The following is a 13,707-nucleotide window of genomic DNA, read 5'->3' as shown; positions in this document are numbered from 1 at the left end:
TGGCCCCTTGGTCAAGTGGTTAAGACACCGCCCTTTCACGGCGGTAACAGGGGTTCGAATCCCCTAGGGGTCACCAAATTGGGCTCATAGCTCAGCTGGGAGAGCACCTGCCTTACAAGCAGGGGGTCACAGGTTCGAGCCCTGTTGAGCCCACCAATATTTGGCCTGGTAGTTCAGTTGGTTAGAATGCCAGCCTGTCACGCTGGAGGTCGAGGGTTCGAGTCCCTTCCAGGTCGCCAATTAAATATGCTGGCGTAGCTCAATTGGTAGAGCAGCTGACTTGTAATCAGCAGGTTGCGGGTTCGAGTCCCATCGCCAGCTCCAGTAAAAACCTAAGAATTTATTTCTTAGGTTTTTTTGTTTTTTGTATAAAAATAGCTGTACAACATAGTACAGCTATTTTGGTTATTTTCGTTATCTTATATCTTCTCCGATAAATCTTAACATTCTAAAATAAGAAATTAATCTTGAAAAAATTCTCTCTGTATAAGTACTAGCTATTTGTGCCGGAGAAAGATTAGTAGATATTATAGTTTTTTTATTTTCTATTAGTCTGGAATTTATGATATTAAATATTTCACTAGTGCTAAATGTATTTATTATTTCAGTTCCTAAATCATCTATAATTAAAAGATCGCATTCAAATAATATTTTGTAATTTTCTTTGTCGGTAGATGAAAATTGTTTTTCAAATTTATAGCTTTTTGCTACTTCTATAAGGTCGTAGGCGGTTTTATATATTACTATTTTACCTTTATCTAGCAGTTCTTTTGCTATGCAACTGCACATAAATGTTTTTCCAAGACCTGTGTTTCCGTAAAAGAGAAGATTTTCATCGTTGTTTTCGTCGAAATTTAATATGAAATTTTCGCATATTGAATATATATGCCACATATTTTCTCTAGGTGAAATTTCTTCATCGTCACTTTTTTTATCTGAAAATAAGTTTATGTCAAAGTGATTAAAATTTTCTTTTTCAACCATTTTTGAAAGGTTGGATATTTTATATGCATTATTTATAAGTTCTTGTTTTAGACAGTCGCATTTAATTCCGTTTTTAATAAAACCAGTATCTTTACATTTTTCGCATTTATATTTTATTTCTAAATAATCTAGAGGTATATTGTTAGTTGTTAATATATGATTTTTTTCTTTTTTTAATTTATTCATTTCGATTTTTGCTTTTTGAATAATTTCTTCTCTTTTTTCGGGGCTCATAAGAACCGCTTTGCTTAAAGAAAGTCCTATTTGGAAAATCTTATCATCTATTTCTTTTATTCTAGGAATTTTTTTGTAAATTTTATTTTTTCTTACTTCTAAATTAAATTTGGCATTATCTCTGATTCGTTCGTATTTTAAAAGTATTTCTCTTAATTTGGCCTCGTTCATCTAATCACCTACTTGAATTTTTTCTTTTGTTTTTCTAAAACAATTCTTTCTAGTTCTTCTGGTGTGTATTGAGAAGTTCTTTGATCGAAATTATGAAATTTAGTTTTTGTATGAATAATCTTAGATTCATATTTTTTTTCTAATTTTTCTTTTTCTGTATCTTTTATTGTTTTAAATCCTTTTTTATGCCAACTTTCTAAAATAGAGTTTATATATGCAACTGATGGTGTTGACGTATTTTTAGATTTAGAACAAGCATGTAATACTAAATCCATTGAAAAATTAAAATCATCTATCCAAGAATCCATTACTTTAATTTCCTCTTTAGATGGTGGTTTTTTAAAACCTAGTGCTTCAAATATTATTTTGTATAATTCTAGTCTTTCAGAACGTTTTTGAGCAAATTTTTTTACATCTTCTATTGTTTTAAATCCTTTTTCATGCCATTTTTTTATTATAGCGTTTATATATGAAATAGAAGGATTTGATGTGTTTTTAGATTTAGAGCAAGCGTATAATATTAAATCTATTGAAAATCCAAAATCGTCTATCCAAGAATCCATGGTTTTTCTTTCTTCCATAGTTGGTTCTCTATAAAAACCTAGTTCTTTAAAAATTTTTTTATATGTTATAAATCTTTCGGATTTCTTTGCTAAGTATTCTTCTAAATCTTCTAATGTATATATTTTATTATCGTACCAGTTTCTTATTATTCCTTCAATGTATTTTATATTTTTAATTCCACTTTTTTGTTTTGCATAAGCATATGCACTTTTTATCATATCGGGTCCCATATTGTATTTATCCATGATGTCTAGTATTTGAATTTTTTCGTTAGGGACTAGAGATCTATTTATGATTTTATTTATATAATTGAACATTTTTTGAATATTTGGGTTTTGATTAATTGTTATTAATTCATCAGGAGTTGTTTTGTTTTTTTTTGAAATATTAGTTTTTAATATGTTTTCTATATACAGTTTTTTTAGATTTAAAAATTCTATTGAGTAGTTCCATTCTTCTTCATCTGCTTTTATGTGTTTTTTTATAATTCCTTTTTCTTCCCAAAAATCCCAAGCAGATAAAACATCTGTTAAAGGTATATTTAAATTTCTTGCTAAAGATTTATTAGTCATATTATTGCTAATAGATGCATCAAGGGCATATTTATAGGCTAAAAGGTAAACTTTTACGTATGTACCGTTAGCCATTGGCATAAATATATCTATAAATATATTATCAATAGGAGTTTCTCCTAAATCTATTTCATTAATTTCTTTAAAAAACATAAAATCACCTCAGGATAATTATATCATAAGAAATAAGGGAAAATTATTGTAAAAAAAAGTATTAATTTTGTAGGGGGGATTAGCTTTGGTACTTATTTTAAATAAGAAAAAGGTAATTACATTAATATCTGTGTTAAGTGTATTTTTTTTAGTATTTGCTGTTTTAATTGATACAAATTTACATATAGAGGTGTTTAAAAAACATAAAGCTGATAATTTGAATATGTATTTAATAAATGTAAGTTTAAATGATAAAGAAAAGATATTAAAATGCAGTCAAAATATTACATATGTAAATAAAACAGGTAAAAATTTAAAAAAACTGTATTTTCATATATATCCAAATGCTTTTTCAAAAGAGGAATATGCTCCTTTTGAAAAAAATGAATTTAAAAAAGCTTATCCAAATGGATTTAGCAAAGGATATATAAATATTAGGAAAGTTTTTGAGAAAAAATATAATTTGGATTTTAAAATTGTGGGAGAAAAGGAAGATATATTAGAAGTTGATTTGAGGTGTAATTTAAAACCTGGAGAAAAGACTAATATATATTTAGAATATGATGTGAAACTTCCAAATTCTATCGGAAGATTTGGGTATGGGGATTATACTATAAATATCACAAACTGGTATCCGATAGTGTGTGTGTATGACAGTAGAGGGTGGAATATAAAGAGTTATGAAGAAATAGGAGATCCTTTTTATAGCGATGTGAGTAATTTCGATGTAAATATAAATATACCAAAGAAATACAAGTTAGCGACAACTGGTATAATTAAAAGTAAAAAATTAAATAATGATTATGTTTTATATAATGTTAAGGGCAATAATGTGAGAGATTTTGCTTTTATATTAAGCGATAAATTCAATGTTATTTCTACAAAGCTTAAAGATATAAAAGTATATAGTTATTTTTTTGATGAGAAGTTGGGAAGAGAATCACTTCAAATTGCTAAAGATGCTTTGACTGTATTTAGTGATTTGTTTGGTGAATATCCTTATAAAACTTATTCTGTAGTTGCATCAGATTTTTTTATAGGGGGAATGGAATATCCTAATTTAGTTATGATAGATAAGACATTATATAAGCGAAATTCTAAGTTCTTTTTAGAATATGTGGTTGCTCATGAAACAGCACACCAATGGTGGTATTCATTAGTTGGAAATGATGAAATAAGTGAGCCATGGCTAGATGAATCTTTAACTGAATATTCAACTATAATTTATTTTGAAAAAAAATATGGAAAAGAAATAAAAGATAGACTTATAAAAAATCTGAAAATTAATACATACAGAAAGTCTAATAAAAGTGTATTTAAAAGTACAACTGAATTTGAGAATTCTATAGATTACAGTTTATGTGTGTATAGCAAGGGAGCTTTACTATTAGATGATATAAGAAATAAAGTGGGAGATGATGCATTTTTTGATACATTAAGGAAATACTATAAGCAAAATATGTATAAAAATGTTACTAGTGAGAAATTTATAAATATGTGGAAAAAAAGAGGTGTGAATATCGATAAAATGGTATATGGAAACAATTAGCTTGAAACATAAATAAAAAATTTGTTATAATTACAGAGTAACTGTGTGTCGAAAGGAGCTCACTAATGGATGAAATAAAGAAAATACTTAAGAAAAAGTATTTACTTCATAGTTTGGTTTTTTTAATAACTGTTATAACTTGTAGTGGAATATATTATTCAACATTATCTTATGAAGTAAATATTGATGGAAAAAATATAGGAATAGTTGACAGTAAAAAAGATGTATATAGATTGATTGAAGAAAAGAAAGAAGAAATAAAAAAAGAATTTAAAAAGGACGTAACGATAAGTCAAAAAATAGTTTTTAATAAAGTTAGAGTGGGAAAAGACAAAATAACACCGATAAATGTATTTAAGCAAAACTTAAATAAAGTTATAGATTTGAGTATAAAGGCTTATTCTATAAATATAGATGGAAAAGATGTAGTATTTTTAAAAGATAAAAAATCAGCTCAAAATGTTTTAAATGATATAAAAAAGTACAATATAAAGTCTTTAGATAATAGCAAAATAAAAGAAATTGGATTTTTAGAAAAGGTTTCCATAAAAGAAAAAGAAATTAATATATCTAACTTAAAAACTGAAGAATCAGCATGTGAATATCTTTTAAATGGAACAGATGACATTCAAAAGTACATAGTAAAAAATGGAGATACTGTGTGGGATATTGCTAAAAAATACAACTTAAAAATGGATGATATAAAAAAAGCAAATCCAAATATAGATATTGACAAACTTCAAATAGACCAAGAAATAAATATAACTGTTCCAAAACCTTATTTAAATGTAAAAGTAGTTGAAGTTGCTTCTTACGAAGAAACTATACCGTATAAAACTATTTATGAAGAAACTAATGCTCTTTACAAAGGAGAAAAGAGGATAAAATTAGAAGGGGTAAAAGGTAAAAGAAAAGTAACGGCAGAAATTGTTAAAATAAATGGGGCTATTTTTTCAAAGAATATATTAAAAGAAGAAATACTTACACAAGTTCAAGATAAAGTAGTTTTAAAAGGAACTAAAAAACCGCCTTTTTATATGGCTTACGGAGTTTTTTCAAATCCAACAAGGGGAAAACTTACATCAAGATTTGGTAGAAGATGGGGTAGAATTCATACAGGAATAGATATAGCAGCTCCTATAGGGACAAAAATTAAGGCAGCTGATGGTGGAAAAGTGATTTTTTCTGGAACGCAAAGTGGTTACGGAAAACTTGTAATAATAGATCATGGAAATGGATATAAGACGTATTATGCACATTGTAGTAAACTTCTTGTAAAAAAAGGAGATAAAGTCGCAAAAAATCAAGTTATAGCAAAAGTAGGTAACACTGGAAGATCTACAGGGCCTCATCTTCATTTTGAGGTAAGGAAAAATAATAAACCTGTAAATCCTCTTACTTATGTCAAGTATTAAAAGCTGTTGAAATTCAACAGCTTTTTTTACAATAAATAGATTACATAAAATACCAAAACATTTAGGAGGGTGTGTTGTATGAGTAAAAAAATATTAATAGTAGATGATGAAAAACCTATTTCAGATATATTGAAATTTAATCTCAGTAAAGAAGGTTATGAAATTGAAGTAGCTTATGATGGAGAAGAGGCTATAAATAAAACATTTGAATTTAAGCCAGATTTGATTTTGTTAGATGTTATGCTTCCAAAATACGATGGGTTTCAAGTGTGTAAAAAAGTAAGAGAAAAACTTTCTACTCCTATAATAATGGTTACAGCTAAAGAAGAAGAGGTTGATAAAGTTCTCGGATTAGAGCTTGGTGCTGATGATTATATAACGAAACCGTTTAGTATAAGGGAACTTATGGCTAGGGTTAAAGCGAATTTAAGGAGAACTCAAATGTTAAATTCTGAAGATAAACATTCAGATATTATAATTAGTGGAAATTTAAGTGTAGATTTGGCAAAATATGAAGTAAAAAAGAACGGTGAAAATATAGATTTGACAGTTAGAGAGTTTGAACTTTTAAAATTTTTGATTACTCAAAGAGATCAAGTTTTTTCAAGAGAGCAGTTGCTTGAACAAGTTTGGGGATATGAGTACTATGGAGATATTAGAACAGTAGATGTTACTGTTAGAAGGCTTAGAGAAAAAATAGAAGACAATTCTTCAGATCCTAAATACATAATAACTAAAAGAGGAGTAGGTTATTATTTTAAGGGGGAGTAAATTTTGTTTAGAAGCATAAGATATAAGATTATAACAATATATTTTTTGCTGGTTTTTATTGCTATATCTATAGTTGGTTTTTTTATAATAAATGAATTTGAAAAGCTTCATATTAATATGTCTTCAGATACATTAAATAATATAATAAATAATCTTGTAAAGCCACAGGTAAGCGAGAAAGATTTTGTGAATTATAAAAATATACAGAATAAAATAGGGAATATCCCACTTCTTGCAAGTGAGTATGAAATTCTCATAATAGATACGAAAAATGATTTTAGGATAATTGCATCTACAAATAGCAATAGTAACTTTATAAATAAAAATGCTTTAATAGTATTAGATAAGGATATAATGTTAAGATCATCGCAATCTGGAGTAGTAGCTGAAAGAGATATAAAAAGTATAAAAGTAAATGGTCATAAAATAAAAAATATTGCTGTTCCATACAAAAATACAAAAGGGGATATAATAGGGATAATATATGGAAGAGCTTATCTTGAAAATATATATAAAGTTTTAGATAATTCCAAAGTTATATTTTTAAAAGCGATGATAATAGCGTTAATAGTTACTATATTATTGGGTTTTTTGATAGCTAAATCAATTACAAATCCAATAAATGATGTTACTGTAAAAGCTTTAAAAATGGCAAAAGGGGATTTTGATCAAAAAGTAGATATAAAATCAGATGATGAAATAGGTAAATTAGGAGAAATGTTTAATTATCTTACAGCTAAACTTAAATGTACTCTTGATGAAATATCCAGTGAAAAAAGCAAATTAGATGCAATAATTAATCAAATGGCAGATGGGCTTATTGCGGTTGATAATGAAGGGTTTATAATGCATGTAAATCCAACTTTTATAAAAATGTTAAATCTCAAAGAAGAAGATATTAAACAGTTAACATATGATGAAATACTTGGAAAATACAACGAAAATTTAACATTAAAAAATATAAAAAATAAAAATAAATCTCAGGGAAATGAAGTTATAAAACTTGAAAATGGAGATATATTAAAGGCAAATTTTGTTTATTTGAAAAATGAAAACAATCAAGTTAAAGGATTAGTTTTAGTACTTCAAGATATTACAGAGCATGAAAAGTTGGATAATATGAGGAAAGAGTTTGTGGCTAATGTATCACATGAATTAAAAACTCCTATAACTACAGTAAAGAGCTATACAGAGACATTACTTGATGGTGCCATGGAAGATAAAGAAATATGTAAATCTTTTTTAAATGTAATAAATAGAGAATCAGAGAGAATGGCACGACTTGTAAGTGATCTTTTACAATTATCAAGACTTGATTATAAAAAGACTAGTTTTAATTTTTCAAAATTTAATTTGGATAAATTAATAAAAGATGTGGTTAATAAATTAGAAATTTCTTTTAAAGAAAAAAATCATACATTAAATTTAGGATTAAATGATGAAAATATAATTATTAATGGAGATAAATATAAAATAGAACAAGTTTTGCAAAATATATTAACAAATGCGATTAAATATACGCCTGAAAATGGAATAATAAGTATAGATGTAAAAAAACAAAAAGAATATGTAATAATATCAATATCAGATAATGGAATAGGAATTCCAAAAGAAGCTATTCCTAGAATATTTGAAAGATTTTATAGAGTAGATAAAGCAAGGTCAAGAGATATGGGAGGAACAGGACTTGGACTTTCTATAGCGAAACACATAATAGAAGAGCATAAAGGCGATATATCAGTAGAAAGTGAGTTGGGAAAAGGAACTACTTTTAAAATAAAGCTTCCTGTTAATTTAATTGTTTTGTAATATTTTTGTAATAATTTTTGTGTATAATCTATTATGAGGTATTCTATTGGCAAAAAAATTATACATAAAAGTGTGAGGAGGCTTAGTGATGAAAAAATTAGGAGCATCTTTAGTTATTTGTACTCTTTTAGCTTCAAATAATGTTTTGGCATTTGCTGATGCTACTCCTATAAAGGCTGTGGAACAAAAACAAATAATAAAAAAGGAAGAGTTGAAAAAAGAAGAATTAAAAGATAAATCTACTGAAAAAAAGGAAATTGAAAAAAATGAAGAATTAAAAAATACATCTATTGAAATAATAAAACCAGATTCTGATTATACAGTAACTACAAATGAAAAAATAGTTATTTCTGGAAAAGGTGAAGAAGGAAGTTCTGTATCTGTAGAAGTTTATTCTAAAAAAGATGAAATATATGAACGTACACAGACAAAAAATTTAGAAATAAGTGCTATAGGTTTTTTTGTAACAGAGGTTAAATTAAGTCCTGGAGAAAATAAAATTGTGGTTAAATACAAGGATAATGAGGAAAAAGAAAATGAAAAAGTGAAAATAGTAAAATATAAAAAAATAGAAAATCCACAAGATATAAAAAAAGATATGGATGAATTAAAAGATAAAGGTATAAAGGATATATTTAAAGATATAATTTCTTCAGTAAAATAATTGGAGTGTTAAATATGAATAGGGAAAAATTTAAAACCCTTATATTATTTTTTTTATTTTTAACATCTAATGTGTTGTTGTTGCTAAATATTAGTTTGATAGGTTTCTCGCTCGATTTGAAAAAAATATATAAAAGTAATGTGAGTTTAGAGGAAAGTTTGTATTTCATATTAAAACCACAGAGAATATTTATTCATTTTGGGGGAGGAAATAATACAGAAATACTAGAAAACAAAGATGATTACTGGAATGAGGTAAGGTCTATATTAAAGGATGTATTATCTAAAGAGTCAAATTTAAATCAAATAAATTATACTGAATATTTACTAAAAAAGGATATAAAATCTATTGAACTTAAATTTGGTAAAGGAATAAGCGGTAATTTACTTAATAAAAGTATATTATTAAAAGACACTTCTATAGCTAAAATTGAGAATGTTTTAGAAATTTTAATACCATTAGTTGATGAAAAATCAGTGTATTTTTTAACACCTAAAAATAAAGTCTATAAAATACAATTAGATAGTTTAAAAAATGTGAGCTTGGTGGATAAGTTGCAAAGAGATAATTATACAATATATTATACTGTAAATTCTATGTTTAATACAAATAATTATACTTTATTTCCTCTTGAGATGGATGTATCTTATCCTATAATAAAAGCTAAAAATAATTTTGATATTTACGATGATAGATTTATACAGGATTTAGGTAAGAATTTTTTAAATGAAAAATACGATTTTGCGAATAGAATAGTAGAAACAAATGGGAATAATACGTTTATATATGGTTATGGAGAAAAAGTGCTTAGAATATATTCAAATGGATATATAGATTATTTAAATGAAAATATAGGCGATAAAAATTTGAATGTAGAGCAATCTTTAGATATAGCGCTGAATTTTTTGAGGAGTAATAATATAGATTGGAAAAAGTTAAATTTATCAAGTGTACGTGAAGAAACAATTAAAAATAAAAAGGCTTATACTTTTGATTTTTATTATAAGGTAAAAGATTTAAGAGTAGAAGCTAGTGATTTCGGGAATCCAATACAAATTAAAGTAATAGGGGAAGATGTATATAGTTGTAAGATTTTTATAAAGGATATAGATTATATTTCAGAAAATAATTATAAAAAAAATATTATTCCGCCTCAAGAAATATTAAATATGAATTTTGATTTGTTAAAAAAATATGATAATTATTTAAGTGGAGCTAATATTTGGGAAAATATAAAGAGTGTTGAGCTTATATATTTTTTGAAAAATAATAAATATGTTCCTTCTTGGGAATTTGTCATAGGAAATAAAGTGTATGTTTTTGATGCCTATAAAGGAGAGAATTTGAAATATGGATTGGTCCAAAGCTAAGACTATATTAATTGTAGCTTTTATTATAACAAATATACTATTGGGATATAATCTATATGTTAATGTATTTAAATGTGATAAAAAGGTTTTTTTTGAGGATAAGTATATAAACTATCTAAATGATTTACTGAAAGATAAAAATATTGTTATTAATACAGATTTACCTAAACAAGCACCAAAATTAAGTGCTTTAATTGTAAAATATGAGGATTTAAAAGATGAAAATTTAAATATAACAGAAGATAAAAAAATAGTTTATAGTGGAAAAGCTAATTTGAAATCTTTTACAAAAGAAGCTGTGAAATTTTACTGTGAACAATTTTTAAAAAAATATAAATTTGATGATGAAAAGTATTTAAAATATATAATGAAGAAAGATGATTATATAGAGGTATTTTATTGTGGAAAATACAAAGATTATTTTTTAGAAGAAAGTTATATGAAGTTTGTATTTTATCCTGATAATCAGTTTGAATTTGAAAGAGTATGGTTAGTTCCAATAGAAGAAAAGTTTCAAAAAAAGAGAGTTATTACAAGTGTTGAAGCTGTTATTAATAGTTACAACAAATTAGATAAAAATTCTAGTATTGATGAAATAAAATTAGGTTATTATTTTAAGTTGAATGAAAAAGATATTAAAAAAACTAAAATAGGAACAGCTCTTCCAGTTTGGAGAATAAAATCAAATAACAAATATTATTATATACAAGCTTTTGATTTTTAAAATTAAAGGCTTGTATTTTGTTTTTAGATTGAATAAATTAGAATTTATCTATATTTTAGTGGTATAATATTTAAGATGAAGTAATTAAATGTGGAGGCTAAATATGAGTTTTGAATATGCATCGGTAGCTAGTGGGAGTTGTGGGAATTGTCATTACATAAGTTATAAAAATACAAAGATTTTAGTAGATGCAGGTCTTAGTGGCAAGAAAATAGAAGAAAATTTGAATAATTTAGATATAAACTTAAAAAATACCTCAGGAATACTCATAACTCACGAACATGCGGATCATATAAAGGGTGCAGGAATTTTATCAAGAAGGTATAATATACCTATATATGCTAATGAAAGTACTTGGAAAGCCATGGAGAATAAAGTTGGAAAAATAAAAGAAAATAATATAAAAATTTTTGAAAATAACCGACCTTTTTATATAGAAGACATACAAATTATTCCTTTTCCTGTGCATCATGATGCTGCTGATCCTGTAGCTTATACTTTTTATAATGGAAAAAATAAAATGAGTATAGCTACTGATTTGGGGTGTGTATGTGAAAAAATTAAAGAAAATTTATATGATTCTAAATTAATAGTGCTTGAGGCGAATTACGATGTGGAAATGCTTAAAATGTGTTCTTATCCATATTATTTGAAAAAAAGAGTTTTATCAGATAAAGGTCATTTGTCTAATGAAGATGCAGGTCGGTTTTGTGTAGAATTAGTTAAAAGAGGAGTTCAAAGAATTTTATTAGCTCATTTGAGTAAAGAAAATAATTTTCCAGAGCTTGCTTTTGAAACTGTAAAAAGTGTATTGAAAGAAAAAAATATACATGTAGGTAAAAATTTAGAACTCAGTGTTTTACAGAGAGGGAAAATTTCAAATTTATATGCGATATAAGGAGGGATTTTTTTGAAAAGAGGAGGATATTTTTTTACAGCGCTTATAGGAGCTGTCATAGGAAGTATGTTAACTCTTTATTTAGCGCCAAATTTTGTATTAAAAGATGTTGATGAAACTTCTAAACCTAAAAATACACAGATTATAGTGAATGAAACTAAAGGAGAGAGTTTGTATACTGCTGTTGCTAAAAAAGCTATGCCTTCTGTTGTGGGGATAACTACTGTAACATTAGAAAGAGATTTTTTCTTTGGAGTTAGAAAATCAAGTGGAGTTGGTACTGGTGTTATAGTAGATGAGAGAGGATATATTCTTACAAATTCTCATGTTATAGGAGATGGTAATGCAAAAAATGTGAATGTTCTTTTTTACGATGGCTCTAATGAGGAAGCAAAAGTACTTTGGTATGATAAAAATTTGGATTTAGCTATTATAAAGGTAAGTAAAAAAGGACTTCCAGTAGCTGATCTTGGTGATAGTGATAAAGTAGAAGTTGGAGATATAGCTATTGCTATAGGAAACCCTTTGGGGCTTGAGTTTGAGAGAAGTTTAACTCAAGGTGTAATTAGTGGTCTTCATAGAAGCATTAAAGTTAATGAGTATGAAGCTGTAGAAGATATGATTCAAACAGATGCATCTATAAATCCAGGTAATAGCGGAGGACCATTGCTTAATTCAAAAGGTGAGGTAATAGGTATAAATACTGCAAAAATTCAAACTGGAGAAGGATTGGGCTTTGCTATACCTATAAATACGGCGAAACCTATAGTTGATCAATTTATAGAAAAAGGAGAATTTAAAAGAGTTTATTTAGGAATAAAGGGAGTAGATGTAAATTATTTTGAAGATAGAATGGGAGAAGATTTAGGCATTGATGAAGGAGTTTATATTTTCCAAGTGTTAAATGATACTCCTGCATCAAGGGCTGGAATTATACCTGGAGATGTTATAGTTGAAATAGATGGAAATAAAATAAAAAGTATGGGTAGTTTAACAAGAGAACTTTACAAGTTTAGACCTAAAGATACTACGACTGTTAAGGTAAATAGGGGAGGAAAAGAAATAAATTTAAAAATTACTTTTTAGATAAATAGTGCTTGGATATTAAATATCCAAGCGTTATTTACTGTTTAGGAGGCAGTAAAACAGTTAAGAAAACATTACAAAACCTTATAAAAAACCTTTGATTTTTAACAATCTATAGATTGTAATAATATCAAGAGATGATTTTATTTGCTAAATTAATTGGAAAAATAGAGCAAACTTTAAGAAACTGGGATAAAAGATGAGCAAGAATTAGTGCTAAACTTCAAGGTAAAAGAGTTAACAAAGTCAAGAATATGATTATGGAGTTGACTAAAGATGATTAGAGGATTAATTATAAGATTATATCCTACAAAACAACAAGAAGTTTTAATGTATAAACATATAGGTTCAATGAGATTTGTTTATAATTGGGCATTAGCAAAGCGAATAGAAAATTATAAGAAATATGGTAAAAGATTATCAGTTGCAGAATTGGGAAAAGAACTTACTAAATTAAAAAAAACAGAAGGATATAAATGGCTTTATGAAGTATCCAATGCAACTTTAAAAGAAGCTATTAGAGATTTAGATAAAGCATACGGAAACTTTTTTAATGGTAGTGGTTTTCCTAAATTCAAGAGCAAGAAAAAATCGGAACCTAAATTTTATTCAAGATATGACAAAATATACTTTAAAGAAGATGTTGTTAATCTTGAAAAAATAGGGAAAGTAAAATATAAAGCAGACTATGATGGTATAGACCTGACTAAAATAACTAAATTTAAAAATCCAAGAGTTAAGTT

At 26.5% G+C, this 13,707-nt stretch carries 12 protein-coding genes and 4 tRNA genes; 14 read left to right on the top strand and 2 right to left on the bottom strand.

Annotated features, from left to right (window positions below; all coding sequences use genetic code 11):
- Window position 1 precedes the first annotated feature (1 nt).
- The 4 genes from BUA19_RS10930 (at window position 2) to BUA19_RS10915 (ending at window position 324) form a co-directional block, all read left to right on the top strand.
- Window positions 2-76, top strand: a tRNA-Glu gene (locus BUA19_RS10930).
- 4 nt (window positions 77-80) lie between these two features.
- Window positions 81-156: transfer RNA gene (locus tag BUA19_RS10925), tRNA-Val, on the top strand.
- 6 nt (window positions 157-162) lie between these two features.
- Window positions 163-239, top strand: a tRNA-Asp gene (locus tag BUA19_RS10920).
- Window positions 240-248: 9 nt separating this feature from the next.
- Window positions 249-324 (top strand) — tRNA-Thr (locus BUA19_RS10915).
- Window positions 325-414: 90 nt separating this feature from the next.
- Here the strand turns inward: BUA19_RS10915 and BUA19_RS10910 are convergent.
- Entirely contained in the window at window positions 415-1,389 is a 975-nt protein-coding gene (locus BUA19_RS10910) for an ATP-binding protein (RefSeq protein WP_072726458.1), read from the bottom strand.
- A gap of 8 nt (window positions 1,390-1,397) precedes the next feature.
- Window positions 1,398-2,678 carry a DnaD domain protein gene (locus BUA19_RS10905; RefSeq protein ID WP_072726456.1) on the bottom strand — a complete coding sequence of 427 codons (1,281 nt, stop codon included), beginning with the start codon at window positions 2,676-2,678 and terminating at the stop codon, window positions 1,398-1,400.
- An 85-nt stretch (window positions 2,679-2,763) separates the two neighbouring features.
- Between BUA19_RS10905 and BUA19_RS10900 the strand changes: the two genes are divergently transcribed.
- From BUA19_RS10900 to BUA19_RS10855, 10 genes are all read left to right on the top strand, one after another.
- Window positions 2,764-4,227, top strand: coding sequence for a M1 family metallopeptidase (locus BUA19_RS10900; protein ID WP_072726454.1), 1,464 nt, complete (start codon window positions 2,764-2,766; stop codon window positions 4,225-4,227).
- Between the two features lie 65 nt (window positions 4,228-4,292).
- On the top strand, window positions 4,293-5,642 hold the full coding sequence (locus tag BUA19_RS10895; RefSeq protein ID WP_072726452.1) for a peptidoglycan DD-metalloendopeptidase family protein: 1,350 nt from the start codon (window positions 4,293-4,295) through the stop codon (window positions 5,640-5,642).
- 78 nt (window positions 5,643-5,720) lie between these two features.
- Complete coding sequence (gene yycF, locus BUA19_RS10890) at window positions 5,721-6,413, top strand: response regulator YycF (RefSeq protein ID WP_072726450.1); 693 nt, start codon at window positions 5,721-5,723, stop codon at window positions 6,411-6,413.
- A gap of 3 nt (window positions 6,414-6,416) precedes the next feature.
- Window positions 6,417-8,222, top strand: coding sequence for a two-component system histidine kinase PnpS (gene pnpS, locus BUA19_RS10885; protein WP_084602054.1), 1,806 nt, complete (start codon window positions 6,417-6,419; stop codon window positions 8,220-8,222).
- 88 nt (window positions 8,223-8,310) lie between these two features.
- The gene (locus tag BUA19_RS10880; RefSeq protein WP_072726446.1) at window positions 8,311-8,886 is read left to right on the top strand and encodes a hypothetical protein; all 576 of its coding nucleotides are present in this window, start codon (window positions 8,311-8,313) and stop codon (window positions 8,884-8,886) included.
- A 14-nt stretch (window positions 8,887-8,900) separates the two neighbouring features.
- Entirely contained in the window at window positions 8,901-10,256 is a 1,356-nt protein-coding gene (locus BUA19_RS10875) for a hypothetical protein (RefSeq protein WP_072726444.1), read from the top strand.
- Window positions 10,237-10,980: a two-component system regulatory protein YycI gene (gene yycI, locus BUA19_RS10870; protein ID WP_072726442.1), complete on the top strand. Its 744-nt coding sequence runs from the start codon at window positions 10,237-10,239 to the stop codon at window positions 10,978-10,980. Before BUA19_RS10875 ends, yycI begins: the two co-directional genes overlap by 20 nt.
- A 103-nt stretch (window positions 10,981-11,083) precedes the next feature.
- Window positions 11,084-11,878, top strand: coding sequence for an MBL fold metallo-hydrolase (locus BUA19_RS10865; RefSeq protein ID WP_072726440.1), 795 nt, complete (start codon window positions 11,084-11,086; stop codon window positions 11,876-11,878).
- A gap of 12 nt (window positions 11,879-11,890) precedes the next feature.
- Entirely contained in the window at window positions 11,891-12,964 is a 1,074-nt protein-coding gene (htrA, locus tag BUA19_RS10860; protein ID WP_242939286.1) for a serine protease HtrA, read from the top strand.
- 276 nt (window positions 12,965-13,240) lie between these two features.
- Window positions 13,241-13,707 (top strand): helix-turn-helix domain-containing protein (locus BUA19_RS10855; RefSeq protein WP_178137499.1); only part of this gene is annotated, 467 nt, incomplete at its 3' end.

This window comes from Tepidibacter thalassicus DSM 15285, assembly GCF_900129915.1.
Taxonomy (GTDB): Bacteria; Bacillota; Clostridia; order Peptostreptococcales; family Peptostreptococcaceae; genus Tepidibacter; species Tepidibacter thalassicus.
The sequence above is the reverse complement of the archived record's forward strand: the minus strand, read 5'-3'. Positions and strand labels throughout refer to the sequence as shown.

Excerpts from the sequence above, each read along its gene's own strand:
- BUA19_RS10910 (WP_072726458.1), bottom strand. The coding sequence starts at position 1,389 with ATGAACGAGGCCAAATTAAGAGAAATACTTTTAAAATACGAACGAATC.
- BUA19_RS10905 (WP_072726456.1), bottom strand. The coding sequence starts at position 2,678 with ATGTTTTTTAAAGAAATTAATGAAATAGATTTAGGAGAAACTCCTATT.
- BUA19_RS10895 (WP_072726452.1), top strand. The coding sequence starts at position 4,293 with ATGGATGAAATAAAGAAAATACTTAAGAAAAAGTATTTACTTCATAGT.
- yycF (WP_072726450.1), top strand. The coding sequence starts at position 5,721 with ATGAGTAAAAAAATATTAATAGTAGATGATGAAAAACCTATTTCAGAT.
- BUA19_RS10880 (WP_072726446.1), top strand. The coding sequence starts at position 8,311 with ATGAAAAAATTAGGAGCATCTTTAGTTATTTGTACTCTTTTAGCTTCA.
- BUA19_RS10875 (WP_072726444.1), top strand. The coding sequence starts at position 8,901 with ATGAATAGGGAAAAATTTAAAACCCTTATATTATTTTTTTTATTTTTA.
- yycI (WP_072726442.1), top strand. The coding sequence starts at position 10,237 with ATGGATTGGTCCAAAGCTAAGACTATATTAATTGTAGCTTTTATTATA.
- BUA19_RS10865 (WP_072726440.1), top strand. The coding sequence starts at position 11,084 with ATGAGTTTTGAATATGCATCGGTAGCTAGTGGGAGTTGTGGGAATTGT.